At 63.7% G+C, this 23,445-nt stretch carries 24 protein-coding genes; 7 read left to right on the plus strand and 17 right to left on the minus strand.

The window, feature by feature from the left end:
• Positions 1–31 precede the first annotated feature (31 nt).
• The 4 genes from AC6CIG_RS21870 to AC6CIG_RS21885 all read right to left on the minus strand — a co-directional run bounded on the left by AC6CIG_RS21870 (position 32) and on the right by AC6CIG_RS21885 (position 1,655).
• Entirely contained in the window at positions 32–298 is a 267-nt protein-coding gene (locus AC6CIG_RS21870) for a DUF982 domain-containing protein (protein WP_498323787.1), read from the minus strand.
• Between the two features lie 71 nt (positions 299–369).
• Positions 370–774 carry a type II toxin-antitoxin system VapC family toxin gene (locus tag AC6CIG_RS21875; RefSeq protein WP_100670418.1) on the minus strand — a complete coding sequence of 135 codons (405 nt, stop codon included), beginning with the start codon at positions 772–774 and terminating at the stop codon, positions 370–372.
• Positions 771–1,004, minus strand: a complete 234-nt coding sequence (locus AC6CIG_RS21880; protein WP_498323789.1) for an AbrB/MazE/SpoVT family DNA-binding domain-containing protein — start codon at positions 1,002–1,004, stop codon at positions 771–773. The genes AC6CIG_RS21875 and AC6CIG_RS21880 overlap by 4 nt, the downstream gene beginning before the upstream one ends.
• A gap of 345 nt (positions 1,005–1,349) precedes the next feature.
• Positions 1,350–1,655 (minus strand): DUF982 domain-containing protein, encoded by a 306-nt coding sequence (locus tag AC6CIG_RS21885; protein WP_018097049.1) that lies wholly within the window; start codon positions 1,653–1,655, stop codon positions 1,350–1,352.
• Between the two features lie 374 nt (positions 1,656–2,029).
• Here AC6CIG_RS21885 and AC6CIG_RS21890 point away from each other — a divergent pair, with 374 nt between their 5' ends.
• Positions 2,030–2,509 (plus strand): Hsp20 family protein, encoded by a 480-nt coding sequence (locus tag AC6CIG_RS21890; protein ID WP_018097050.1) that lies wholly within the window; start codon positions 2,030–2,032, stop codon positions 2,507–2,509.
• Between the two features lie 120 nt (positions 2,510–2,629).
• Positions 2,630–3,136 carry an Hsp20/alpha crystallin family protein gene (locus AC6CIG_RS21895; protein ID WP_498323792.1) on the plus strand — a complete coding sequence of 169 codons (507 nt, stop codon included), beginning with the start codon at positions 2,630–2,632 and terminating at the stop codon, positions 3,134–3,136.
• A gap of 211 nt (positions 3,137–3,347) precedes the next feature.
• Here the strand turns inward: AC6CIG_RS21895 and guaD are convergent, their stop codons facing one another.
• Complete coding sequence (gene guaD, locus AC6CIG_RS21900; RefSeq protein WP_498323793.1) at positions 3,348–4,691, minus strand: guanine deaminase; 1,344 nt, start codon at positions 4,689–4,691, stop codon at positions 3,348–3,350.
• Positions 4,688–5,926, minus strand: coding sequence for a urate hydroxylase PuuD (locus AC6CIG_RS21905; RefSeq protein ID WP_018097053.1), 1,239 nt, complete (start codon positions 5,924–5,926; stop codon positions 4,688–4,690). The genes guaD and AC6CIG_RS21905 overlap by 4 nt, the downstream gene beginning before the upstream one ends.
• 149 nt (positions 5,927–6,075) lie before the next feature.
• On the opposite strand from AC6CIG_RS21905, the gene AC6CIG_RS21910 reads away from it, so the two are divergent.
• Entirely contained in the window at positions 6,076–7,023 is a 948-nt protein-coding gene (locus AC6CIG_RS21910; protein WP_100670432.1) for a LysR family transcriptional regulator, read from the plus strand.
• An 11-nt stretch (positions 7,024–7,034) separates the two neighbouring features.
• Here AC6CIG_RS21910 and AC6CIG_RS21915 read toward each other — a convergent pair whose 3' ends face one another.
• Entirely contained in the window at positions 7,035–8,015 is a 981-nt protein-coding gene (locus tag AC6CIG_RS21915; protein ID WP_498323795.1) for a quinone oxidoreductase family protein, read from the minus strand.
• A 100-nt stretch (positions 8,016–8,115) separates the two neighbouring features.
• Between AC6CIG_RS21915 and AC6CIG_RS21920 the strand changes: the two genes are divergently transcribed.
• Positions 8,116–8,508: a winged helix-turn-helix transcriptional regulator gene (locus tag AC6CIG_RS21920; protein WP_018097056.1), complete on the plus strand. Its 393-nt coding sequence runs from the start codon at positions 8,116–8,118 to the stop codon at positions 8,506–8,508.
• On the opposite strand, the gene xdhC is transcribed toward AC6CIG_RS21920, so the two are convergent.
• From xdhC to uraH, 4 genes are read right to left on the minus strand one after another with little or no spacing between them, the layout of a single operon-like run.
• Positions 8,498–9,355 carry a xanthine dehydrogenase accessory protein XdhC gene (gene xdhC, locus AC6CIG_RS21925; protein ID WP_498323797.1) on the minus strand — a complete coding sequence of 286 codons (858 nt, stop codon included), beginning with the start codon at positions 9,353–9,355 and terminating at the stop codon, positions 8,498–8,500. The two genes, AC6CIG_RS21920 and xdhC, sit on opposite strands and share 11 nt — an antisense overlap.
• Positions 9,356–9,390: 35 nt before the next feature.
• Entirely contained in the window at positions 9,391–11,724 is a 2,334-nt protein-coding gene (gene xdhB, locus AC6CIG_RS21930; RefSeq protein ID WP_498323799.1) for a xanthine dehydrogenase molybdopterin binding subunit, read from the minus strand.
• A 13-nt stretch (positions 11,725–11,737) separates the two neighbouring features.
• Positions 11,738–13,219: a xanthine dehydrogenase small subunit gene (gene xdhA, locus AC6CIG_RS21935; protein WP_437416855.1), complete on the minus strand. Its 1,482-nt coding sequence runs from the start codon at positions 13,217–13,219 to the stop codon at positions 11,738–11,740.
• Between the two features lie 5 nt (positions 13,220–13,224).
• Positions 13,225–13,596, minus strand: a complete 372-nt coding sequence (gene uraH / locus AC6CIG_RS21940) for a hydroxyisourate hydrolase (protein WP_102762375.1) — start codon at positions 13,594–13,596, stop codon at positions 13,225–13,227.
• A 167-nt stretch (positions 13,597–13,763) separates the two neighbouring features.
• On the opposite strand from uraH, the gene puuE reads away from it, so the two are divergent.
• Positions 13,764–15,179, plus strand: a complete 1,416-nt coding sequence (puuE, locus tag AC6CIG_RS21945; protein WP_498323800.1) for an allantoinase PuuE — start codon at positions 13,764–13,766, stop codon at positions 15,177–15,179.
• Positions 15,180–15,188: 9 nt separating this feature from the next.
• Entirely contained in the window at positions 15,189–16,211 is a 1,023-nt protein-coding gene (gene alc, locus AC6CIG_RS21950; protein WP_498323801.1) for an allantoicase, read from the plus strand.
• Positions 16,212–16,321: 110 nt separating this feature from the next.
• Here the strand turns inward: alc and AC6CIG_RS21955 are convergent, their stop codons facing one another.
• The 4 genes from AC6CIG_RS21955 to AC6CIG_RS21970 all read right to left on the minus strand — a co-directional run bounded on the left by AC6CIG_RS21955 (position 16,322) and on the right by AC6CIG_RS21970 (position 19,413).
• Positions 16,322–16,729, minus strand: a complete 408-nt coding sequence (locus tag AC6CIG_RS21955; protein ID WP_102762372.1) for a DUF2442 domain-containing protein — start codon at positions 16,727–16,729, stop codon at positions 16,322–16,324.
• The gene (locus tag AC6CIG_RS21960; protein ID WP_018097064.1) at positions 16,722–16,961 is read right to left on the minus strand and encodes a DUF4160 domain-containing protein; all 240 of its coding nucleotides are present in this window, start codon (positions 16,959–16,961) and stop codon (positions 16,722–16,724) included. The genes AC6CIG_RS21955 and AC6CIG_RS21960 overlap by 8 nt, the downstream gene beginning before the upstream one ends.
• A gap of 170 nt (positions 16,962–17,131) precedes the next feature.
• The gene (locus tag AC6CIG_RS21965) at positions 17,132–18,424 is read right to left on the minus strand and encodes an NCS2 family permease (protein WP_014530473.1); all 1,293 of its coding nucleotides are present in this window, start codon (positions 18,422–18,424) and stop codon (positions 17,132–17,134) included.
• Between the two features lie 278 nt (positions 18,425–18,702).
• Complete coding sequence (locus AC6CIG_RS21970) at positions 18,703–19,413, minus strand: phosphoribosyltransferase (RefSeq protein WP_127709807.1); 711 nt, start codon at positions 19,411–19,413, stop codon at positions 18,703–18,705.
• Positions 19,414–19,564: 151 nt separating this feature from the next.
• Here AC6CIG_RS21970 and AC6CIG_RS21975 point away from each other — a divergent pair, with 151 nt between their 5' ends.
• Entirely contained in the window at positions 19,565–20,734 is a 1,170-nt protein-coding gene (locus AC6CIG_RS21975) for a M20 aminoacylase family protein (protein WP_437411537.1), read from the plus strand.
• A gap of 6 nt (positions 20,735–20,740) precedes the next feature.
• Here the strand turns inward: AC6CIG_RS21975 and AC6CIG_RS21980 are convergent, their stop codons facing one another.
• Positions 20,741–22,522, minus strand: a complete 1,782-nt coding sequence (locus AC6CIG_RS21980; RefSeq protein ID WP_127709803.1) for an adenine deaminase — start codon at positions 22,520–22,522, stop codon at positions 20,741–20,743.
• Positions 22,519–23,442 carry a nucleoside hydrolase gene (locus AC6CIG_RS21985; RefSeq protein ID WP_437411535.1) on the minus strand — a complete coding sequence of 308 codons (924 nt, stop codon included), beginning with the start codon at positions 23,440–23,442 and terminating at the stop codon, positions 22,519–22,521. Before AC6CIG_RS21985 ends, AC6CIG_RS21980 begins: the two co-directional genes overlap by 4 nt.
• Positions 23,443–23,445: the final 3 nt, after the last annotated feature.

Consider the following 23,445-nt stretch of genomic DNA (forward strand, 5'->3'; position numbering starts at 1 on the left):
GACGCTCCACGCGACCGCCGGCCTCCCTCCTTTACGCCGTTTGCGCAGCCTTGACGCTATCGCCCTGCGGCTCGCGGGCCGGCGGTGCCATGACGAGCGGCATGCCCGCTTCAAGGCAAGCGGCGATGAAGGCTTCCCGCGCCACTGCCGCCGGCGTCATCCGGTTCAACGCCCGCCGACAGGTCCGCACCGCCCGTTCGCAGCGCTCGCCCTTCCTGAGCGGCCACTCGTTTTCCAGGAAGTCGAGGGCCTCGTAAACGGAGGCAAAAGTGTGCGTCAGACCGTTGGAAAGGCGCACGGTGAGAGGGATCGTCCAGGGAATCTGTTGCTGCTAGAGCCCGCTTCAGCGCATCCCCGCGATTAAGCGACCTATCGGTCAGGCGTAATCAACGTTACAGTCGGAAAATGCCTCCGATACCGCCCCGTATCCCTCGTCAACAGATCCAACCGGTCGACGGCGGCATGCGCGCCGATGAAGAAATCCGGCAGGACGCCAGTGCGCTGTCCACCTGCCTTGCGATATTTCAGGAACACCTTGCCAGCCAGAAAAAGCGCCGGCCGCGGCATGGCGGCGATATCGATCCCGGCCTCCGACAGAAACGCATCCAGTCGCTCGATCTGCTCGTAGCGCACCGCAAGTTCGGCATAGACGACATCATTGATCAGAAGCGGCCCGCGCAACGCCGCGGCTTCGAGTTGCCCGATCGACCAATCCGCCCAGGTCGGATCGTCGGTCACCACATCGAGCAGGACGTTCGTATCGACGAACGTCACTCGTCACCGCGCGTCAGCGCCATGATGGCATCGGTGCTCAAACCCTTCCCGGAATGGCCGCGCAGCTTGCTGAAGCGGCTCGCAGGCCGCTTCTCACCCGCCCGCGTCAAAACCACGGTGCCGTCTGCGGCACGCAGAAAATCCACCCGTGTGCCCGGCACGATGCCAAGGAAGTCCCGCACCGGCTTAGGGATAGTCACCTGACCTTTTGTCGTCACTGTCGCGCTCATAATCTACCTCGGTAAGGAATACTTTAATAAAGGTATTACTTTACCCGGTCGATTTCAAGAACGGAGCGTGCAAGCATACGCTCGACGAGTGATAGGCCTCGTCGAGCACGGCTTCCACATCGGGAAACGCCTCCTCCCAACTGCGCGCCGGCCAGCGATCACACGCAATTGCTCGCGCGTGCAGCCGCAGCATTTACCGGCGTCGCGCGTATCTGGTAGCAGATCATCGTCCGGCCCCCGCCCGGAGGCCATTTCGTCGTCTCAACAGACGTTTTCGCGTCGCCGAAATGAAGACGCCGCGGCGCGTATGCCGGGGTCTGTGCATGATTACCTGATCCGCCTCCTTTACGCCGTTTGCGCAGCCTTGACGCTATCGCCTTGCGGCTCGCGGGCCGGCGGTGCCATGACGAGCGGCATGCCCGCTTCAAGGCAAGCGGCGATGAAGGCTTCCCGCGCCACTGCCGCCGGCGTCATCCGGTTCAACGCCCGCCGACAGGTCCGCACCGCCCGTTCGTAGCGCTCGCCCTTCCTGAGCGGCCACTCGTTTTCCAGGAAGTCGAGGGCCTCGTAAACGGAGGCAAAAGTGTGCGTCAGACCGTTGGAAAGGCGCACGGTGAGAGGGATCGTCCAGGGGATCTCATTGAGAAGCATTTTTCCTCCTTTCCTATGCCGTCAATTTACTGCACGCCCGCTGCACTCTCACGGGTCGAACGAACCAGGCAGCGCTGCGAGGTGCCATATTGATCTCTGCGCGTCTCGAAAACGTATCGCGCTCACCAGATATTGGAGCAGAAAAGGTAAATTCAAGAACCTCGATCAGCGGCTTGGGCCCTCGTTCAAACGGGCGGATTTCGCGGTCGCCGCTGGCCGGAGCAACGGGCGAAAATCGATGCCCGGAGGCCCTTGAAACCCGGCTTCGAATGACTAAATCGGGTGCGAGAGCCGCCTGTAAGGGGCTCGCAGTCGAGGAGCTCCGTTCTCTTCGGCGCTCCTCATCGTCCATGTTGCTCAAGGAGGATATGGCTATGAGAACAAGCTTCGATTTCTCGCCGCTGTCGCGCTCCAGCGTTGGCTTCGAACATCTGTTCGACCTCTTGGATTCCGCAAGTCGCCTGGCGCCTAATGACAACTGGCCGCCCTACGACATCATGCGGGTCGGTGAGAACCAGTACCGGATCGCAATGTCGGTAGCGGGGTTCACCCCGGACGAGATCACCATCACGCACGAGCAGCAGATGTTGACCGTTACCGGTGCGAAAACCGGGGAAGACGACACCGAGTATCTCTACCGCGGTATTGCCGCGCGCAATTTCGAGCGTCGCTTCCAGCTCGCCGACTTTGTCAGCGTCACCGGCGCCAACCTCGCCAACGGCCTGCTCAAGATCGACCTCGTCCGTGAGCTTCCCGAGCAGATGAAGCCGCGTCGGATAGAGATACATCAGGCAGAGGCATTGCCGGCCGGCGAGGCCTCGAAACAGATCGAAGGCGAGAAACACGCAGCGTAGCTGCGCATGCCAATCGCACCGAAGCGCCGGCGGACGCTGACGCTTCGGTTCCGGAATGGGGAGCGGGAGAGGCCGCAAGACCCCACACCCCGCTCTCAATGCAAAGAAAGGAACGGACCGATGAATGTACGTGATCTCATCCCATGGGGCCGCGCGCAGGGCCAGGTGCCGGCTTCCTATCGTGACAACGACCGAAATCCCTTCCTGGCGCTCCACAGGGAAATGAACCGCCTGTTCGACGACGCCTTCCGCAGCTTCGAAACCCGCCTGCCCTTCAGCGGCTTTACGGGTTTTGCAGGCGGCTGGCCGAGCGTGGAGGTCTCCGATCGGGATAAGGAAATCAAGGTGACCGCGGAACTGCCGGGTCTCGAGGAAAAGGATGTCGAACTGTCCTTGTCCGAAGGCGTGCTGTCGCTGCGAGGCGAAAAACGGGCAGAGACCGAGGACGAGGAAAACCAGTTCTCTGAGCGATATTACGGTCGCTTCGAACGGCGCATTCCGCTGGGATACGAGGTGGATGAAAGCAGGGTGAATGCGACCTTCCGCAATGGCGTCCTGACGGTGACCCTGCCGAAGACCGAGCAGGCCCAGTCGAAAGCCAAGCGCATTGCGATCAACGGGCGGTAGTTGCCTCTTGCAGTCCCCGCCGTCGGCGAAGGCCCCTCATCCGCCCGCCGGCACCTTCTCCCCGCAGGCGGGGCGAGGGGTTCGCGGCACCTTCCCCGTCCCTCGCGAAGCTCACGGAGACCGGCGCTTGTCCCTTCTCCCTATCTAAATGGGGCAAGCTGCCGGAGGCGAATGAGGGCGTGCTGCACGCTTCCTTTGATCGTACTTTCAGCTATGCCGTCGCCAGTGCCCTCACGGCCTCGGTCTTCGTCTCCCGCCGTCCGCTCTTCATCTGCCTGCCCGCCACATATACCTCGGCCACCGAGCGGTCGTCGCCCATGGTCTGCAGAATGAAGAGCTCTTCGGCAAGCGTCGAGGCAACCTGCATCCTGAGCTCCATGGCCGGCTTGGCACGGCTGTCAAGGACGACGATGTCCGCATCCGCGCCGGCATGAAGCGAGCCGATCCGGTGTTCGAGATCGAGCGCGCGCGCATTGCCGAGCGTTAACATGTAGAAGGAATTGAGCGGCGAGAGCCGCTGGCCCTGCAGGTGCAGGACCTTATAGGCTTCGTCCATCGTTTCCAGCATCGAGAAACTCGTCCCGCCGCCGACATCGGTCGCAACCGCATGGCGTGCGCCGAGCCTGTCGAAACGGTCGCGATCGAAGAGCCCGCTGCCGAGGAACAGGTTCGAGGTCGGACAGAAGACGCCGACCGCTCCGGTCTCTGCGAGGACCGATATCTCGCGGTCGCTCAGATGGATGCAATGGCCGAGCAGAGTCTTGCGGCCGAGCAGCTCGTAGCGCGCATAAATGTCGGTATAGTCCTTCGCTTCCGGAAAGAGCGAGGTGGCGAAAGCGATCTCGTCCCGGTTTTCGGACAGGTGGGTCTGAACGTAGCAATCCGGATGCTCGGCAGCGAGCACGCGGCTCACCTCCATCTGCTCCGGCGTCGAAGTGATCGCGAATCGCGGGCTGATCGCATAATGCGCGCGGCCGCGGCCGTGCCACCTGGCGATGAGCGCCTTCGTCTCGTCATAACCTTTTTCCGGCGTGTCTTGCAGCGCGTCCGGCGCGTTGCGGTCCATCATCACCTTGCCGCCGATCATCAGCATGTTTCGCTCTTCGGCCGCGGTGAAGAAGGCGTCGACGCTTTCCGGATGCACCGAACAATAGGCGACTGCGGTGGTCGTGCCGTTGGAGAGGAGTTCGTCCATGAAGCGGCCCGCGATGAAGGCGGCGTGCTTGGGCGACTTGAACTTCTGCTCCTCGACGAAGATATAGGTGTTCAGCCATTCGAGGAGCTGCGCACCGTAGGAGGCGATAGCCTGTGTCTGCGGGAAATGCAGGTGCGTATCGATGAAACCGGGCAGTACGAGGTGCGGCTGATGATCGGCGACCTCTGCGCCGGGGCCCGCCTGCCTCGCTATGTCGCCGTAAGGGCCGACGCCCTCGATCTTGCCATTCCTCACGAAAACGGCGCCGTCCTCGAAGTAGCGGTAGGAGCCGGCATCGTCGACGCTCTCGGGTTCCTTGACGAAAGTCAGCACGCGGCCGCGGATCAAGAGATCGTTCATTGGACCTTTCCTTCCTTTACGGTCGTCTCGTACCAGGAGGCGATAAGCTGGCGTTCCTCCTCGGTGATGCCGGTGACGTTGGCAGGCGGCATGGCATGCGATCGCCCCGCCTGCAGGTAGATTTCGCGGGCATGCGCGACGATGTCGCGGTCGGCTTCGAGAACGACGCCCTTAGGCGGCACGATTATGCCTTCCCATCCGGGCTCGCGCGCATGGCACATGGAACAGCGGCCAAGCACGGTATCGCGCACTTTGGAAAAGTCCGGCGACGCGACGACGGCCTCGACGGCCGTCGAAGCCCTGGCCTCTCCGCCTTCGGAGAGGACCTTGGGCACGGTGGAGAGCCACATGATGGCGATGAACAGAAGCACCGTCGCGAGCCATGTCCAGGTCGGGCTGCCCTTGTTGGCGTGGCGGGTGTTGAACCAGTGACGGATCGTGACCCCCATGAGGAAGACCAGCGAGGCGATGATCCAGTTATACTGCGTGCCGAAGGCGAGCGGATAATGGTTCGAAAGCATCAGGAACAGCACGGGCAGCGTCAGATAGTTGTTGTGCGTCGAACGCTGCTTCGCCTGCTTTCCGAGCGCAGGATCGGGCGTACGGCCTGCGATCAGGTCGGCAACGACTTTCTTCTGGTTCGGGATGATGATGAAGAACACGTTGGCCGACATGATGGTCGCCGTGAAGGCGCCGAGATGCAGATAGGCCGCCCGGCCCGTGAAGAGCTGCGTGTAACCCCAAGCGACGGCGACGAGGATGAAATAGAGCAGCACCATCAGCCGCGTATTGTCGTTGCCGAACGGCGAACGGCAGATCGTGTCATAGGCAAGCCAGCCGAAGCCGAGCGAAGCCAGCGAGATGGCGATGGCCATCGGCTTCGAGACATCGAGCACGTTCGGATCGATGAGGTAGAGGTCCGCGCCGGCATAGTAGACGAGCGCAAGCATGCCGAAACCGGAGAGCCAGGTGACGTAGGACTCCCACTTGAACCAGATCAGGTGCTCCGGCATGTTTTCCGGCGCAACCAGATACTTCTGGATGTGATAGAAGCCGCCGCCATGCACCTGCCACTCTTCGCCGTAGGCGCCGACCGGCATGCCCGGACGCTGCTTCAGCCCCAGGTCGAGCGCGACGAAGTAGAAGGATGAGCCGATCCAGGCTATGCCGGTGATGACATGCAGCCATCTCACCGCAAATGTCAGCCAATCCCAGGCGATGGCATACTCGTACATTGAGTTCTCCCCATTTCTCTCGCGCTCATTATGTGTCATTGCTTGGGGAGGCGGGAACGGCGCCATCGCACCAACTCTTTCAAAAAAAACTATAAAATCGAAGAGGGGCCGGAGCGCTACGTTCGCGCCGGAAGAGCAGAGGCGGAAGCATGTCCTATCTCGATAATGTGCGTGTGTTCGTGCGCGTCGTGGAACTTGGAACGCTGTCGGCAGCGGGCCGCGATCAGCGCGTCACGCCGGCGGTTGCCAGCAACAGAATCAAGGAATTGGAGCGGCATATGGGCGTGCGCCTGTTCAACCGCACCACCAGAAAACTGACGCCGACCGAGCACGGACGAGTCTTCTACGAAGGCGCGGTAAAGATCCTCGAAGCGGTGAACGAGGCGGAGAGCGCCATTGCCGATCTATCAAGAAATCCGAAGGGAGCGCTGAAGATCACCGCCCCGCTCGGCATCGGCCGGCGACTGATCGCGCCCGGCATACCGGAGTTTCACGACCGCTACCCGGATATCGAGGTGCGGTTGCGCCTCTCCGATCATAATGTCGACATCCTTGCCGAGGGCGTCGACATCGCCTTCAAGCTCGGCATACTCGAGGATTCGAACCTGCGCATGCGCGGCATCATGAACTGCGACCGCGTGCTCTGCGGGTCGCCGCGCTATTTCGAAAGGCGCGGCATCCCTTCGTCGCCGGACGACCTCCTAAGCCACAGCCACGACTGTCTTCTGCTGCGCTATCCCGGGTCGAAGGAGTATTACTGGACCTTGCAGACACCGGATGGCGTTCGCAAGTTCGAGGTCGGCGGTCCCTATGATTCGGATGATGGCGACGTGCTCACCCAGTGGGCGCTTGACGGACGCGGCATCGTTAACAAGCCGCTCTTCGAGGTGAAACAGCATATCGACGAGGGCTTGCTCGTCCCGGTGCTCGAGGAGACGCCGCCGCTCGGCGCCCAGCTTGCGGCGATCTACCCGCACAAGCGCTTCCAGGATCCGAAGGTCCGGCTGATGATCGACTTCATGGCCGAGCGCTGTCAGCGGCTGATCGGCAAGATGCTTGCCGAGCCTCATGAGGTGCAGGAGCGTTCAAGCGCTTGAGCGCAGCGCCCTCAGGGCACAAGCACGACCTTACCGATCGTTCGGCGGCTCTCGATCGCCCGGTGTGCGTCCGCTGCCCGATCCAGCGAAAAGCGGCTGTCGATCGCGACCGTCAATGCGCCCTCTTGCGCCCGGTTGAAAAGCTCGGTGAGATCCGCCTTCAATCCGGCGAGGTTCAAGAGCGGCAGTAAGGCGAAGCCGCGCAGGGATTGGTTCAGTGCGAACATCGATTCTGCTTGCCGCGCGCTCAACGCAAACCTGCCGAGGGCACCGAAAACCAGCTCTCCCGCCGGTGCCAGCAGATCGATCGCAGCGTCGGTAAATTCGCCGCCGACGAAATCGTAGAGAATGTCGACCCCGCCACCGTTCAAAGCCCTCCTGAGCGTTGCCGTCCAATCAGGGGCCGCATAGTTGATGCCGACGTGAGCACCGATCGAACGGGCGAAGTCGAGCTTTTCCTCCGAACTCGCAACGGCAACGATCGTCCGCGCACCGCCTTTCCTTGCCAATTGCACGAGCAGTGAACCCACACCGCCTGCCGCAGCGCTGATCAGCAGCGTTTTGTTCTGCAGCGCGCTTTGCCGGACGAGATAAAGAGCCGTGAGGCCCTGCACCATCATGGCAACAGCCGCTTCGAAGGAAAGTCCGTCCGGGATCGGCACCAGCATCGCGGCCTCGACCGCCACATATTCGGCATATCCGCCGGTACCCCGCCCATGAGCGAACATCGGGGCCGCGACACGACTGCCGACGAGATCTTGAGGAAGATCCTCTCCGACCGCTGCGACGACGCCGGCGACCTCCACACCCGGGATCATCGGCAGTTCGGGCGTGACCGCGTAGCGGTCCTGCCGCATCAGAACCTCGAAATAGTTGACGCCGACGGCACCCACGCGGACGAGCGCCTCGCCTCTGCCCGGGCTCGGTGTAGGGACATCGACGCTTCGGAGCACGTCTGGCGCCCCGAAGCGACGAAATTCAATGGCCTTCATAAGAACTTACCTCGAAACTGTTGGTTTGCGCGGTTATTTAGGGGTAGTCTTCGGACCGCATCTACACACTCTTTCGTTCCATACTGACCGATGGGTAACCATGGCCGAGATCATAAAGAAATTGCCGGTGCTGCCCTCCGAGCGCGCACTCAAGGTGATCTCCGGACGCTGGAAAGCCATCATCCTCTACCATCTGTTCGATAGGCCGAAGCGGCTTTCCGAGTTGCGAAGGCTGATACCCGCCGTCAGCCAGAAAGTGCTGATCCAGCAGCTCCGCGAAATGGAGGAGCATGGCCTCGTACACAGGGAGATTTTCCGCGAGATACCGCCGCGCGTCGAATATTCTGCGACGACGCTCGGCCTCAGCCTCGAGCCGGTCCTGCTGGCACTCTGCGAGTGGGGTCAGCGCCACGCCGCCGAGCTGAACGAGGCCGATCGCGTAACAGACTGCGTAATCCGCCCGCGAAAGGGCGACAACCGGCCTATGCCTTGATCGATCTCTGGCTCTTCGGGGTGAGCGCGCGAGGCTGCAGATGGCGGTTCAGCGCCGCGGTCATTATCTCGGCCGCGGCAAGGGCTGCGATCACCGGCGGCCGCTTGTCCTTCACCACCGTACCGCCGATCGGGCAAACCAGCCTCTCGAAAAGCTCAGGACGATTGACCTCTCGCGACAGCCAGTTCTTGAAAGTCGCGCGCTTCGTCTTCGAACCGATCATGCCGACGTAACTGGCGTCTTCGCGCCCGAGCGCCTCGGTCGCGATCAGGAAGTCGAGTGCGTGATCGTGGGTGAGGACGACGAAGGCGCTGCCCGGCGGCGCGTCGCGCACGACGGCTTCGGGCATTGCGGTCAGGCAGGTCTCGATACCCGATACGTCGGCGGCCGAGAGCTCATGTTCGCGGGTGTCGACGAGAACGGTCCTGAGCGGCACGTGCGACAGCGCCATGGCGAGCGCGTTGCCGACGTGGCCGGCGCCGAAGATATAGACATGGGGCCGATGCGCGATCTCATCGTCGCTGCGCTCGATGAGTGTCGCACGCGTGTCCGCATCGACCTTCTTGAAGGAAAGCGCGACGTGGCCACCGCAGCATTGGCCGATCTCCGGGCCGAGGGGGATCGCCATTCGAAGATCGGCTTTCGCCCCCTGAACGAGTTTCCGCGCGTGGTCGATCGCCATGAATTCCAGCTGTCCGCCGCCGATCGTGGCGAAGGTGCGGTCTTTTGAAACGAGCATCCAGGCATCGGTATCGCGCGGCGTCGAGCCTGCCGCGCTCGCCACCTCGACAAGCACGCAGGCCCTTTCACGGCTCAGGAAATCCCGGATGTCTTCTCGGCGCGCCATCTCAGTCATCCATTATCTTCGCCGCGCGATCGTCCCTACCCGTCCCGGCGGGCGCGCAGGCGCTCGACCGCCATCAGCACGCGCTCCGGCGTTGCCGGGGCATCGATGCGCGGCGGAATACGATAATCCGCGACGCTTGCCGCTGCCATGGATATGGCCTCCAGAACCGAAATCCCCAGCATGAAAGGAGGTTCCCCGACCGCCTTCGAGCGCCGGATCGTCTCCTCCCGGTTGACGGACCATTCGGCCAGGCGCACGTTGAACACGCGCGGGCGATCGGAGGCGAGTGGGATCTTGTAGGTGGAGGGCGCATGCGTCCGCAACCGGCCCTTGGCATCCCACCAGAGTTCCTCCGTCGTAAGCCAGCCCATGCCCTGCACGAAGGCGCCTTCGACCTGGCCGAGGTCGAGCGCCGGGTTCAGCGACTTGCCGACATCGTGGATGATATCGGTCCGCTCGACCTGGTACTCACCGGTCAGCGTGTCGACGCTGACCTCGGAGCAGGAGGCTCCGTAGGCGAAGTAATAGAATGGACGCCCCCGCCCTTCGGCGCGACTCCAGTGGATCTTCGGGGTCTTGTAAAAACCGGCCGCCGAAAGCTGCACGCGCGCGGCATAAGCCGCCTTGATGAGATCGGTAAAGGCGATGCGTCCGGCGCCGATCCGGACCGTGTTGGGCTCGAAGGCGATATCAGCTTCGCTCACCCCGTAGTGCTCGGCCGCGAAACGCACGAGCCGCTCCTTGATCTGCTGACAGGCATTGGCGGCTGCCATGCCGTTGAGGTCCGAGCCGGACGAAGCGGCCGTCGCCGAGGTGTTCGGCACCTTGCCGGTCGAGGTCGCGGTCACCTTTATATGGTCGAGATCGACCTGGAACTCGTCCGCTACGACCTGCGCCACCTTGGTGTAGAGCCCCTGCCCCATCTCCGTGCCGCCGTGGTTCAGCTGGATTGAGCCATCCGTATAGACATGGACCAGGGCGCCGGCCTGATTGTATTCCGTCTTGGTGAAGGAGATGCCGAACTTCACCGGCGTCAGCGCGATGCCGCGCTTGATGACGGAGCTCTCGCGGTTGAATGCGACGGCCGCCTGCCGCCGGGCCGCATAGTCGGACGAAGCCTCGAGCTCCTCGATGATCCGGCCGATGATGTTGTCCTCCACCGTCTGGTGGTACGGCGTCAGGTTGCGCCCCTCGCCGCCGTAGAAATTGAGCTTGCGGATTTCGAGCGGGTCCTTGCCGAGCGCATAGGCGATGTCTTCGATTATCCGCTCGCCGCCGACCATGCCCTGCGGTCCACCGAAACCCCGGAACGCGGTGTTCGAGACCGTGTTGGTCTTCAGCGGCCGCGAGCGCAGCCGCACGTTCGGGTAGAAATAGCAATTGTCGGCGTGGAAGAGCGCGCGATCGGTCACCGGTCCGGAAAGGTCGGCCGAGAAGCCGCAGCGGGCGGCGAAGACCGCGTCCACCGCCTCGATGCGGCCCTCGTCATCGAAGCCGACCTTGTAATCGACGTGAAAGTCGTGGCGCTTGCCGGTCGCCGTCATGTCGTCGTCGCGGTCCGGGCGCACCTTGATCGCGCGGCGATATTTCCTCGCGGCCACTGCCGCAACCGCAGCGAAAAGATTTGCCTGCGTCTCCTTGCCGCCGAAGCCGCCGCCCATCCGCCGGACGTTCACGGTCACTGCATTCGACGGCACGCCCAGCACATGGGCGACCATGAGTTGCGTCTCGCTCGGATGCTGGGTCGAGGAAAAGACCGTCACTTCGTCATCCTCGCCGGGGATCGCAAAGGAGATCTGGCCTTCGAGATAGAAGTGATCCTGGCCACCGATGCGCATTTCGCCCGAAACGGTGTTTTTCGCCTTGGCAAAGCCGGCGTCGATGTCGCCGCGCTCGAGCTTCAGGGGATCGATCACCAGCGGATAGTTCGCAGCCGCCGCTTCGAGAACATCCGTCACGTGCGGCAGATCGCGGTAATCGATCTTTACCTTGGCGGCCGCGCGCCGGGCGGCCTCGCGCGAGGTCGCGATGACCGCGAAGATCGGCTGGCCGTGGAACTCGACCTTGCCGGTCGCGAAGACCGGATCGTCGTGCTTGTGCGCCGGACTGATATCGTTCTCGCCGGGTATGTCCTCCGCCGTGAGCACTCCCACGACACCAGGACTGTTACGCACCGCCTCGAAATCCACCGACAGGATTTCGGCATGCGCGCGCTGCGAGAGCCCCAGATAGCCATGAAGGGTGCCCGCGGGCTCGGGAATGTCATCGATGTATTCTGCGGTTCCGGAAACGTGCTTGTGACCGGATTCGTGGCGTTCCTTGTCGTGGACGGCGCCGCGGACGCGATCGACGGGCTGCATCACATTCATGGGTCCACCCTCCCTACATAGCCACCGCGACCGTGCGGTCGATCCGGATATTGCGCGTTTCCTGCGTTTCCAGATGGAAGCGCCGCAGAAGATTCCTTGCAACGAGCATCCGATATTCGGAAGAGGCGCGCCAATCGGTGAGCGGCGTGTAATCCCGCTCGAAGGCCGCTACGCCAGCCTCGATGGCAGCGTCGTTCCATTGCGCGCCCTTGAGAGCGGCCTCCACTTTCGACGCGCGCTTCGGCGTGCCCGCCATGCCGCCAAAGGCGATAGCCACGTCGGCAACCTTGCCGTCACCGTCGAGCTTCACGCGGAACGCGCCACAGACTGCGGAGATATCTTCATCGAAGCGTTTCGTGATCTTGTAGACGGCGAAGCGGTCGGTCTCGTCCAGGAAGGGGATCCGGACAGTCTCTACGAATTCGCCGGGTTCGCGATCCTGCTTGCCGTATTCGATGAAGAAGGCTTCGAGGGGCAGCGTGCGGCGGCGTGCTCCCTTGCGCAGGATCACCGAAGCGCCAAGTGCGATCAGCGCCGGCGGCGTGTCGCCGATCGGCGAACCGTTGGCGATATTGCCTCCGACCGTGCCCATATTGCGCACCTGCTCGCCGCCGATGCGATCCCAGAGCTCGCGAAGTTGCGGGAAGTGCCGGACGATGACCGGATAGGCCTCCGTGTAGCTTACGCCGGCGGCAAGGCTGATCCCGTTCGCGTCGACGGAGATCCGCCGCAGTTCTTCAAGATGCGAGAGATGGACGACCGGCGCGATGTCGCGCATGAATTTGGTGACCCAGAGCCCGACATCGGTCGAACCGGCGACGATCGTCGCCTTGGGGTTTGCCTCAAGAACCACGGCGAAATCGTCCAGCGAGGCCGGAAGCACGACGCGCTCGTCTTCGCCTCCGATCTCGACGCGGCGCCCGTCCCGAAGCGCCTCCAGTTGCCGCGTGATCTCCTCACGTTCCACGATCAGCGGATCCTTGCCGAGCTCGCCGACCGATGCAATCGCTTCCGCCGCCCGAATGATCGCCGCATAACCGGTGCAGCGACAGAGATTGCCCTGCAGCGCCTTCTCGATTTCCTGAACGCTCGGCTTGGCATTCGTCATCCAGAGGCCGTAGAGCGACATCACGAAACCGGGCGTACAGAAACCGCATTGCGAGGCGTGCGTGTCGACCATCGCCTGCTGCACGGGGTGCAGCGGCCCGTTCGGCTGCGCAAGCGCTTCGACCGTCACCACATGGCAGCCATCGAGCGATGCGACGAAGCGGATGCAGGCGTTGACGGATTCGTATTTGAGCTTGCCGTCGAGAAGCCGGCCGACAAGCACGGTGCAGGCGCCACAGTCGCCTTCCGCGCAGCCTTCTTTCGTCCCGCGCAGACTCCGGTCGATGCGCAGAAAGTCCAGCAGCGTCTGCACCGGCGATACATCGGCAAGCTCGACGGGCCGGTCGTTCAAAAGGAAACGGATCGTGTTGCGGATTTCGGTCGTCATTGCCGTCAGCTCCCGCGATAGGTGGAATAGCCGTAGGGCGAAAGCAGGAGCGGCACGTGATAATGCGCGGCCCGGTCGGCGATCCCGAAGCGGATAGGGATCACGTCGAGAAACGGGTGCGTGCCGCGCTCATCCGCAGTGCCGAGATATTCTCCGGCGTGAAAGCGCAGTTCGTAGGTTCCGGTTGCCATCGTGGAGCCGTTGAGAAGCGGCGCGTCGCAGCGCCCGTCATCGTTGGTGCGGGTAGAGGAGAGGAGCTCACTCCGCTCACCTTCAATCCGGTAGAGATCGATGCGCAGATTGCTTGCCGGTTTCCCGCTCGCCGTGTCCAACACGTGGGTCGTCAGGCGCCCGGGCGTTCCGTCTTGAACTTGCATTCTGTCGCTCCTCCGAAAGTCAGCATCGAGGATAGAGTATCCGGGCGGCGGGCGCCCTTGTGTAGCGGGCTCAACCTTCGAGACTTTCAAATTTTTCGGGGGGAATGGGAGAGCGGAATTCTCGCTACGAATTGGGCGACGAGACAATCTCTGGAGGAGCTGCTGCTATGAGATATCCCCGCGATCTCCTGGGCCATGGTCCGAACCCGCGCATCGCCTGGCCCGACGGCGCCCGGATCGCCGTGCAATTCGTGATCAATTACGAGGAGGGCGGAGAGAACTGCGTGCTTCACGGCGACGCGGCGTCGGAGGCCTTTCTCTCGGAAATCGTCGGCGCTCAGGCCTGGCCTGACCAGCGCCACTGGAACATGGAATCGATCTACGAATACGGCGCGCGCGCCGGCTTCTGGCGGCTGCACCGGTTGTTCACCGAAAAGGAGATACCGGCAACCGTCTACGGCGTGGCCACGGCCCTCAAGCGATCGCCCGCCCAGGTGGCCGCCATGCAGGACGCCGGCTGGGAAATCGCCTCCCACGGCCTCAAATGGATCGAGCACAAGGATTTCGACGCGGAGCGCGAGCGCGCCGAGATCGCCGAGGCGATCCGCCTTCACACGATCGTAACCGGCGAACGGCCGACCGGCTGGTATACCGGCCGCTGCTCCGTGAACACGCTCGACCTCGTGACCGAGGCCGGCGGCTTCGACTACGTCTCCGACGCATATGCGGACGATCTGCCCTACTGGCACGAACATGCCGGCCGGCATCAGCTCGTCATCCCCTACACCCTCGACGCCAACGACATGCGTTTCGCAACGCCACAGGGCTTCAACAGCGGCGACCAGTTCTTCAGCTATCTGAAGGACAGTTTCGACGTTCTCTACGCCGAGGGCACTGCCGGCTCACCGAAGATGTTGAGCATCGGCCTCCACTGCCGTCTGGTCGGCCGGCCCGGCCGCGCCGCTGCAGTGGCGCGCTTCCTCGACTATGTGAAGAGCCACGAGAAGGTCTGGCTCGCCCGCCGGATCGACATTGCCCGCTACTGGGCAGAAACCTATCCGTTCCAGCCGAATGAAAATCGGCCGTCGCGCCTGTCGAAAGATGACTTCATTGGTCGCTTCGGAGGCGTGTTCGAGCACTCGGACTGGATCGCCAGACGCGCCTTCGCAGGCGAACTTGGCCCCGCCAACGACACGGCATCGGGACTGCACGCGGCGCTCTGCGCGGTCTTTCGCGAGGCAAGCGAAGAGGAACGGCTAACCGTCCTTACAGCCCACCCCGATCTTGCCGGCAAGCTCGCCCAGGCGAAGCGCCTGACCGAAAGCTCGACTTCGGAGCAGGCTTCGGCGGGTCTCGACGCGCTGACGGATCAGGAGCGCGAGCGCTTCACGGCCCTCAACCATGCCTATGTCGAGAAGTTCGGCTTTCCCTTCATCATGGCCGTCAAGGGGCGCAGCAAGGACGAGATTCTTGCCGCCTTCGAGAACCGTATCGGCAACGATCGGGAGACCGAGTTCAAGACCGCGTGCCGCCAGGTGGAGCGGATCGCGCTGTTGCGGCTGCGCGACACTTTGCCGGACTGAGGCGGCGCCATGACGCGCGCCGCTGAAGTTCCCCCCGGCTTTGCGGGCGGGACGATCAACCTCGCTTCCGCGGGCCTCGGCGCCCGCGCGCTCTTTGCGACGGACGAATTCTTCGGCCCGGTGGAGCGCATGCTCAAGGACGAGCCGGCCGCGTTCCACCCCGGCCTTTACGAGGATAACGGCAAATGGATGGACGGCTGGGAAACCCGCCGCCGCCGCGGTGCCGGCCACGACTACGCGGTCATCGCGCTCGCCGTGAAAGGGCGGATTGCCGGCTTCGACGTCGACACGTCGCACTTCACCGGCAATTATCCGAGCGCCTGCTCGATAGAAGCCTGTCATTCGGCGGAAGATCCGGACGAGGCGGCCGAGTGGATCCAACTGCTGGCGGTCACCGCCCTCGGACCGAATGCACATCACTTCTTCGCCGTGCACTCCGACGCGGTCTACAGCCATGTCCGGTTGCGCATCCATCCGGATGGCGGTATCGCCCGGCTGCGGGTCTACGGCACTCCGGCACTCGATCTCAAGGCCATAGCGAACGAGACGATCGATCTCGCCTCTTGCCTTTCCGGGGGCCGGATCCTAGCCCTCTCCAACGGCCATTACGGCCACGAACGCCTCATTGCGCCCGGCCGGGGTGCGAATATGGGCGATGGCTGGGAAACGCGCCGACGCCGCGAACCGGGCTACGACTGGATCATCGTCAAGCTTGCCGCACGCGGGCACGTCGATCGGATCGTCGTCGACACGGCGCACTTCAAGGGCAACTACCCGGACGGCTGCTCGCTACAGGCGGCTGACCTCGCAGGCGTGGCTGCCGGGTGCGACGTGCTCGCCGCCTCCTCCGCGATGTTCTGGGAAGAGCTTCTGCCGCACCGGAAGCTTTCCGCCGACAGCATCCATGAGTATGGGGCCGATATGCTTGGACATGCCGATCCGGTTACGCATGTGCGCCTGAACATCTACCCGGATGGCGGCGTCAGCCGCCTGCGCATTTACGGCCGGGTCGCCGAGGCGAGCATATCCTAGTTCAGAATGACATTAGGTCGGGTCGACCCTAGAGTCGTGAGTGTGATCGATTTCAATAGGTTAGAGCGGGACGTGGGCGGAAGACCGCGCACACTTTTCCTAATCCCGCTCTAGCCGCGGGCCGCTTTGCGCGGCCGCCCGCCCTTGGCACCATTAGCACGCGCGGCTGCTGCCTTCGCCGGCGATGTCGCTTGCCCCGCCCGCCGCGCCATATAAGCCTTGGTGCCGAATATGCCGGCCAAAAGGCCCGGAATCGAAAGATCGACGTCCAAGGCCTCCCAATGCAGGCCATAACCTTGCCCAAGGATTTCGACTGCGGCGAGCTGATCGCTGCTCCCATCTTCCAGTCCCTGCGCCAGGCGTGGCGGAAAGGCGAACGTGCAGCCATTGGTCAACTCCACGACGATCCGGCCGCTTCGCTCGTCATAGCGCGCAGATGCAGCACGGGGCTCTGTTTCTCGCGCCATCCGGCCGCTCTCCAAAGCTGCGTCGATTTGGGTGTCCGTCAATTCAGCCATGAATCGCCCTCCATCTGCCGAGGAATTGCTGTTGCCGTTCGTTGACGATCTGGACGGCCCGGCGCACATCGCTCCGCTTCATGCCATCAGCCCAAATCAATTCCGGAACGCCATCCGGTCCGATCAGGTTGATCTTGACCTGCCCATCGCCAAAGACATGTACATGGGCCGGTTCATGATCGTCAGTAAAGATGACGACGCTCAGGCCGTTTGCGCGATAGATCGTGACCATACACGCAAGTAACCTATCATGATGGGTTACTCAAGTCCAACTTTGTCACGCGAGCGCCGCGAAGTATGTCTTAAAGTCCGGCAAGAACGCCAGGGGTTTGACGGTTTGTCAACGACCGTGGCGGCTTGGAGGGCCGCGCCGGTCGCGACCCTCTCCCCAACCATGCTCCGTCACTCGGCGAAGAATGCGAAGCGAACGATGAACAGTGCCGCGACGAGCTGGGTCGCCGGATGGATGACGTTCCACTTGCCGGTGCAGACCTTCAGGACGACATAGCTTACGAAGCCGAAAGCGAGACCGTTGGCGATCGAATAGGTGAAGGGCATGGCGATGGCGGTCAGCGCCGCGGGTGCCGCCTCCGTCAGATCGTCCCATTCGATCTCGGTGAGCTCGCGCATCATCAGGCCAGCAACGTAAAGCAGTGCCGGCGCGGTCGCATAGGACGGAACGGCGGCGGCAAGCGGCGAGATGAAGAGTGCGGCGAGGAACAGCACCGAGATCGTCAGCGCCGTTAGACCGGTGCGCCCGCCCGCCTGCACGCCCGAGGCGCTTTCGACATAGGCGGTCGTGCTGCTGGTGCCCATCAGCGAGCCGGCGACGATGGCCGAGCTGTCGGCAAGCAATGCACGCCCGAGACGGCTGGGCTTGCCCTCTTCCACCAGTTTTGCGCGCTTGGCGACACCGATCAGCGTGCCGGTCGCGTCGAAGACCTCGACGAGCACGAAGACGAGAATGACGTGGACGAGACCGCCATGCAGGGCGCCCATGATGTCGAGCTGGAGGAAGGTCGGCGCAATGCTCGGCGGCGCAGAGACGATGCCCTGGAATTCCGACACGCCGAGGAACATCGACAGGACCGTTACCACCAGGATGCCGATGAGGATGGATCCGCGGACATTGAGCGCGTCGAGAACGGCGATGACGAAGAAGCCGAGGATCGCGAGCAGCGGTCCGGTCTGCTTGAGATCGCCGAGGCCGACCAGGGTCGCCGGATTGTCGACGACGATGCCGGCGTTTTTCAGGGCAATGATGCCCAGGAACAGGCCGATACCGGTCGCGATCGCGCTGCGCAGCGAATGCGGTATGCCTGCAATCAGCCAGCTTCGGACCCCCGTGACCGTCAGGAGCAGGAAAATGATGCCGGAGATGAAGACGGCGCCGAGTGCCTGCTGCCAGGTGAAGCCGAGGGCGGCGACGACCGTGAAGGCGAAAAATGCGTTGAGGCCCATGCCGGGCGCCATGCCGATCGGCCAATTGGCAACGAGAGCCATGACGGCGGAGCCGAGAGCGGCCGCAAGACAGGTCGCGACGAAGATCGCGTTGCGGTCCATGCCCGTGGTCGACAGGATGTCAGGATTGACGAAGATGATGTAGGACATCGTAAGGAACGTCGTAACGCCGGCGATCACTTCCGTGCGGACGGTCGTGCCGTGCTCCTTAAGCTTGAAGAGTCGTTCAAACATTTTTCCTCCCTTGGCAGACGTCATCTCGACGCAGCCGAACGACAGAGACCGGGTGTGTTGCTCCTCCAAGAGCCCGGCCATTGCAAGTTGATCGCGCCCCGATATTTCTTCAGGGGGTATGATCCAGGCCGTGCGGCCTCGCCGGATGGGACGCCATCGCAAGCACCCGATTGTGCGTTTTCGCGCGCATGATCGCTAGCCACCGATTTCGACGCCGGGAGCGAAAGACTTTCAAGTTTTCGAGGGCATTCCGGGCGCTCCTGCGGGCACCGGCAACGTCAGATCCGGGTATCGGACGCGGTCCAGGCGCCGTCTTCGGCCCGGACGAGCATCGGCGTCGCGAAGACGCCTACGGTCCGCTCCGGCCATTGCGGAGAGAGGTCGGCGAGCGGCTTGCGCCACCGGTCCGACTGCAACATGGCGGCAGCGATCGCGACCGGCTCGATGCCGCAGGCCGCCATCAGCGACAGGCCGGCAAGTATCGAGGCCCCGCTCGATATCACATCATCGATCAGGGCGACTCGCCGGCCCCTCAACAGCGGCAGCATGCGGGGATCGACGTAGAGTCGCTTCTTCTGGCCCGGTGTCGTGATGGACGACAGGGGAACGGAGAGATCGTCGACGTACCAGAATTTTCGCGAGGTTCCGAGCGGCACATAGCGCTTGTGGCCGAGCTTGCGGGCAACGGCTGCGGCAAGCGTCAGGCCGAGTGTCGGAAGACCCGCGACGATTTCCGGTCGGAAGGGCGCCAGTCGGGCGGCCAGTTCCTCCGCGAGCGCGTCCTCCACCTCGAAGCTCGCCTGATTGATGATCAGCGAGGCCAGCGCATGCTTGCCGTCCGAAAGCGGCCGGATCGGCAGGAGGATCTGGCGTCCGTCCGCGAGAGTGGCCGGAAAAGAGGCGCGGAAGCCGCCGTGCCCGACAAAGCTACCGGGTGGAAAGACCTCCTGCCAGTAATCGTGCGGCTCGATCGCCTTCGTTTCCGTCATGCCAAGCGTCCGTTCGGGTGAGTAAAAGGTTCTGATCCCAGAGTTTTTCGTCTATACCCATTGCCGCTTCGATCAAACCAAAAGGGCACACCCGAGCGCCAAAAGCTGGGGAATTCAGGCCCTTTCCAGACTGCTCAAGGAATGCCTGCCGATGCGCGTGCCCCCCGGGATTGTCGACGATCTCACCTTTCTCACGGCCTTTCGCCGCGACCTGCACGCTTATCCCGAACTCGGTTTCGAGGAAGAGCGGACGAGCGACCTCGTAGCGAAGCTCCTCGAAGAAGCAGGCCTCAAGGTCCACCGCGGCCTCGGCAAGACCGGCGTCGTGGGCACGCTGCAGGTCGGCAACGGCACGCGCGCGATCGGCCTGCGCGCCGACATGGATGCGCTCGCGATGCCGGAATTCGCCGCTCGGCCTTACAAATCCAAGATAGCGGGAAAGATGCATGCCTGCGGCCATGACGGCCATACGACGATGCTGCTCGGCGCTGCGCGCCACCTTGCGGCGACGCGTGACTTCTCGGGAACGGTCCATTTCATCTTCCAGCCTGCCGAGGAAGGCCGCGGCGGCGCCAGGCGCATGGTGGAGGACGGGCTGTTCGACCTTTTCCCTTGCGACGCGGTCTATGGATTGCACAACATGCCGGGCCTCGCAGTGGACGAGATGGCCGTCGTGGCGGGGCCGCAGCTTGCCTCGTCGGACAGCTGGCGCCTCACCTTCCGCGGCGTCGGCACGCACGGCGCCAAGCCGCATCTCGGCCGCGATCCGATCACGGCGGCAGGGACGTTTCTTGCTTCCCTGCAAACTGTGGTCGGCCGGGTCGTCGACCCGCTGCAGCCGGCGGTCGTCAGCGCCTGCGCGCTGCAAGCGGGCGATCCGAAAGCCCTGAACGTCATTCCGGATACGGTCGAGATCGGCGGCACGGCGCGTGCCTATACGCCGCATGTGCGCGACCAGCTGCAAGAAGAGATCGACCGGTTGGCGCAGGGGACCGCGGCGATGTACGGAATCGAGGCCGATTATCGTTTCGAGCGGCGTATTCCCCCGGTCGTCAACGATCCGGACGCGACGGCGCGCGCACTTTCGGCCGCCCGGTCCGTCTTCGGCGAGAAGGCGCTGACCAGCTTCCCGCCCTCGACCGCCGGGGACGACTTCGCCTTCTTTGCGCTGGAGTCGCCCGGCTGCTATGTCTGGCTCGGCAATGGCCCCGCCGTCGACGGCGCGCTGCACCATAACAGCGCCTACGACTTCAACGACGCGGCGATCGGTCCCGGCGCTGCCTTCTGGACCGCGCTGGTGGAACAGGAGCTCAAGGCCTGAAGAGCGTCAGGACGTCTCCAGGACCGGGCTTTCGAGCAGCTTGCCGGTCGCTACGTCGGCGATGCCGCGATCCGTCTGGTGCGGCCCGGCATTGCAGGCGAGCGTCGCCCCGAAGCAGGCCTTGAACACGAAATAAGGAGGCTGCCACTCCACGATTCCGCCGGCAGCCTCGCGAATGGCCGCGAACCCTGCTGCGACTTCGGCCAGCGACATATCCGAAATAAGCCCGCAAAGCGGTAGAGGCAGCAGCGCCTCGACCTTGCCTTCGGCAGCGACCGCCATCCCGCCGCCGGCTTCAATCACCGCATTGGCCGCAACCATCATGTCGCGGGGGTTGCCGCCGAAGACCGTCAGATTGTGGCTGTCATGCGAAACCGTCGTCGCAAAGGCGCCGCGCCACTCGCCCCAGCCTTCAAGCAAACCGACCCGCGGACGGCTGTCGGCGCGGCCATGCCGATGGGCGACGGCGATCAGCGTCGTACCCTTCGGCGGCATCAGACATCCGCCCGAAACCTCGGCTCTCGTCTCGCCCCATCGGGTGAAGCGCGGCCGGTCGATCGTCACGACCCGGGCCGTGCTGCCAGTGGCAGCGATGCGAAAATCGTCCACTGTCAGCGGTTCGATCTTCATCGTGTTGCGCAAGGGCGAGACATCGGCCGCGGCGGGCGCCTGAAGCATCCCACCGCCGCTCGCCACCAGCCTGCCGTTCGCCAGCACATGCCGCGCACGGAAATCGCGAATGTCCTCGAAGAGCACGATGTCGGCACGGCGACCGGGAGCGATCAGGCCGAGATCGGCCCTTCCGAGCCGCCGGGCGGCATTGTGGGTTGCCGCCTGCAGCGCCCACTCGGCCTTGAGCCCGTAGCGCACGAGGCGGCGGACCACGTCGTCGAGGCCGCCGTCGCGGTGAAGATCGTCCGGGAACACGTCGTCGGTACAAAGTGTGACCGTCTGCGGCAGATGCCCGAAAACACCGAGCGCTGTCACGAACTCGGGAAGAAGGTGATCGTGCGAGCCGCGCAGCTCGATGGTCAGTCCCGCGCGGAGCTTCGCTATCAGGTCGTCGCCGGAGACGAGTTCGTGATCGGAGCTGACGCCTGCCGTCACGAAGGCCTGCAGATCGGCTCCCGCCAGGCCGCGCGCATGCCCGTTGACCTGTTTGCCCGCCTTCAGCCCCGCCTCGACGATCGCAGTCATGCGCGGATCGCCGTCGATGACGCCGCGCATGTTCATGACCTCGGCAATCCCGCCGATCTCCGGCCAGGACAGCATTTCCGCGACGGCATCGGCGTCGAAATCCGCGCCGGCGACCTCCAGACCGGGAGCGGAGGGCACGCAGGACGGCGCCAGCACCACGGCGCGCAAGGGCAGACCGTCCATTGCGTCGACAGCCCAGCGCACGCCGGCAAGTCCGCTCACATTTCCCAGTTCGTGCGGGTCCCAGACGACTGTGGTCACGCCGCGCGGCACGACGGCGGCAGCGTAGACCGCGGGCGTCACCATCGAGCTTTCGACATGCATATGCGTGTCGATAAGGCCGGGCGAAAGGTAGGCTCCCGCCGCATGGATGAGCATATCAGCGTCGCTGCGCGACCCGGGTGCATGGACGCTCGCGATGAGCGCACCGACGATCCCCACATCCGCCGCCCGGCATTCGCCCGTCACGACATCCACGACCGTGCCGCCGGCGACGAGCACGTCGAAGGGCGCATCTCCGCGTGCGGCGGCAACTGCGCGCGCCCGCAAGCCGGCGTCATCAAGGTCGGCGGGTTGCTGCAGGTCCTTCATCTGGCGGCTTCCTTGGCGAGCGCACCCAGCAGGTGCCCGCGGACACGTTCCGCATCGACGTCGACCGCATAATGGGCGTTGAATGTCTCGTGGCTCCCCCGGGTCTCGACCACCGTCCGGCCGCGCGTCAATGCACCGGCAAGCTCGACATCGATTCGCGCCGGGCGAAACGACACAGCGTTTCCATCGACCAGCGCAACGGCTGCGCAGGGATCGTAGATCGCCATGCCCACCCTTCCACGGCTCGTGCCGATCGCGACGTAGCCGGCGAGAAGGTCGGCAAGCAGCGCGGCCTTCGCGCCACCTGCGGTGCGCATGGCTTCCACATCGTCCGGATAGGCGATGACCTTCCGGCAGAGGTCGAGATCGACCATCCGGAACGGCACGCCGTGGGCAAGCACGATGGCAAGCGCTTCCGGATCGGCGAAGGCGTTGAACTCGGCCGACGCCGTATGATTGCCACTGGAAACACCGCCACCCATCCAGGTGAGCTCGTCGATCCGCGCGGCGAGATCGGGACGTGCCAGAGCAAGGGCAGCGATATTGGTCAGCGGCCCGAGCGCCAGGATACGATGCGGACCGTTGCCGTCCTCCAGCCAGCGGCAGAGAGCAAGGAACGCGTCGCTATCCGGCAGGGCGGGTGCATCGGGGAGGCTCAGTCTCGCCGTCGGAATGCCGGTCCTGCCGAGGATGCGCTCCGCCGTCTCGAGCTTCCCGAGCACGGGTAGCGCCCGTCCCTGATGGATCGGAAAGGTCCAACCGAAGGCCTGCGCTGCTGCCGCGGCGTTGCGCTTCACCTGCCCGAGCGGCACATTGCCGTAGACCAGCGAGACGCCGTCGACGGCCTCACCGGCGTGAAGGGCAACGAGCATCGCGGCGATGTCGTCGAAGCCCATATCCGTGTCGATCCAGATGCCCATGAC

Source organism: Sinorhizobium sp. GQ132, assembly GCF_059758575.1.

What these genes read in the sequence shown, in the direction of transcription:
- AC6CIG_RS21890 (WP_018097050.1), top strand. Translation starts at nt 2,030, where the DNA reads ATGAGAACAAGCTTCGATTTCTCGCCGCTGTCGCGCTCCAGCGTTGGC.
- guaD (WP_498323793.1), bottom strand. Translation starts at nt 4,691, where the DNA reads ATGAACGATCTCTTGATCCGCGGCCGCGTGCTGACTTTCGTCAAGGAA.
- AC6CIG_RS21885 (WP_018097049.1), bottom strand. Translation starts at nt 1,655, where the DNA reads ATGCTTCTCAATGAGATCCCCTGGACGATCCCTCTCACCGTGCGCCTT.
- puuE (WP_498323800.1), top strand. Translation starts at nt 13,764, where the DNA reads ATGAGATATCCCCGCGATCTCCTGGGCCATGGTCCGAACCCGCGCATC.
- AC6CIG_RS21905 (WP_018097053.1), bottom strand. Translation starts at nt 5,926, where the DNA reads ATGTACGAGTATGCCATCGCCTGGGATTGGCTGACATTTGCGGTGAGA.
- AC6CIG_RS21915 (WP_498323795.1), bottom strand. Translation starts at nt 8,015, where the DNA reads ATGAAGGCCATTGAATTTCGTCGCTTCGGGGCGCCAGACGTGCTCCGA.
- uraH (WP_102762375.1), bottom strand. Translation starts at nt 13,596, where the DNA reads ATGCAAGTTCAAGACGGAACGCCCGGGCGCCTGACGACCCACGTGTTG.
- AC6CIG_RS21880 (WP_498323789.1), bottom strand. Translation starts at nt 1,004, where the DNA reads ATGAGCGCGACAGTGACGACAAAAGGTCAGGTGACTATCCCTAAGCCG.
- AC6CIG_RS21965 (WP_014530473.1), bottom strand. Translation starts at nt 18,424, where the DNA reads ATGTTTGAACGACTCTTCAAGCTTAAGGAGCACGGCACGACCGTCCGC.
- xdhA (WP_437416855.1), bottom strand. Translation starts at nt 13,219, where the DNA reads ATGACGACCGAAATCCGCAACACGATCCGTTTCCTTTTGAACGACCGG.
- AC6CIG_RS21955 (WP_102762372.1), bottom strand. Translation starts at nt 16,729, where the DNA reads ATGGCTGAATTGACGGACACCCAAATCGACGCAGCTTTGGAGAGCGGC.
- AC6CIG_RS21920 (WP_018097056.1), top strand. Translation starts at nt 8,116, where the DNA reads ATGGCCGAGATCATAAAGAAATTGCCGGTGCTGCCCTCCGAGCGCGCA.
- AC6CIG_RS21980 (WP_127709803.1), bottom strand. Translation starts at nt 22,522, where the DNA reads ATGAAGGACCTGCAGCAACCCGCCGACCTTGATGACGCCGGCTTGCGG.
- xdhB (WP_498323799.1), bottom strand. Translation starts at nt 11,724, where the DNA reads ATGAATGTGATGCAGCCCGTCGATCGCGTCCGCGGCGCCGTCCACGAC.
- xdhC (WP_498323797.1), bottom strand. Translation starts at nt 9,355, where the DNA reads ATGGCGCGCCGAGAAGACATCCGGGATTTCCTGAGCCGTGAAAGGGCC.
- AC6CIG_RS21970 (WP_127709807.1), bottom strand. Translation starts at nt 19,413, where the DNA reads ATGACGGAAACGAAGGCGATCGAGCCGCACGATTACTGGCAGGAGGTC.
- AC6CIG_RS21960 (WP_018097064.1), bottom strand. Translation starts at nt 16,961, where the DNA reads ATGGTCACGATCTATCGCGCAAACGGCCTGAGCGTCGTCATCTTTACT.
- AC6CIG_RS21975 (WP_437411537.1), top strand. Translation starts at nt 19,565, where the DNA reads ATGCGCGTGCCCCCCGGGATTGTCGACGATCTCACCTTTCTCACGGCC.
- alc (WP_498323801.1), top strand. Translation starts at nt 15,189, where the DNA reads ATGACGCGCGCCGCTGAAGTTCCCCCCGGCTTTGCGGGCGGGACGATC.
- AC6CIG_RS21895 (WP_498323792.1), top strand. Translation starts at nt 2,630, where the DNA reads ATGAATGTACGTGATCTCATCCCATGGGGCCGCGCGCAGGGCCAGGTG.
- AC6CIG_RS21910 (WP_100670432.1), top strand. Translation starts at nt 6,076, where the DNA reads ATGTCCTATCTCGATAATGTGCGTGTGTTCGTGCGCGTCGTGGAACTT.
- AC6CIG_RS21985 (WP_437411535.1), bottom strand. Translation starts at nt 23,442, where the DNA reads ATGGGCATCTGGATCGACACGGATATGGGCTTCGACGACATCGCCGCG.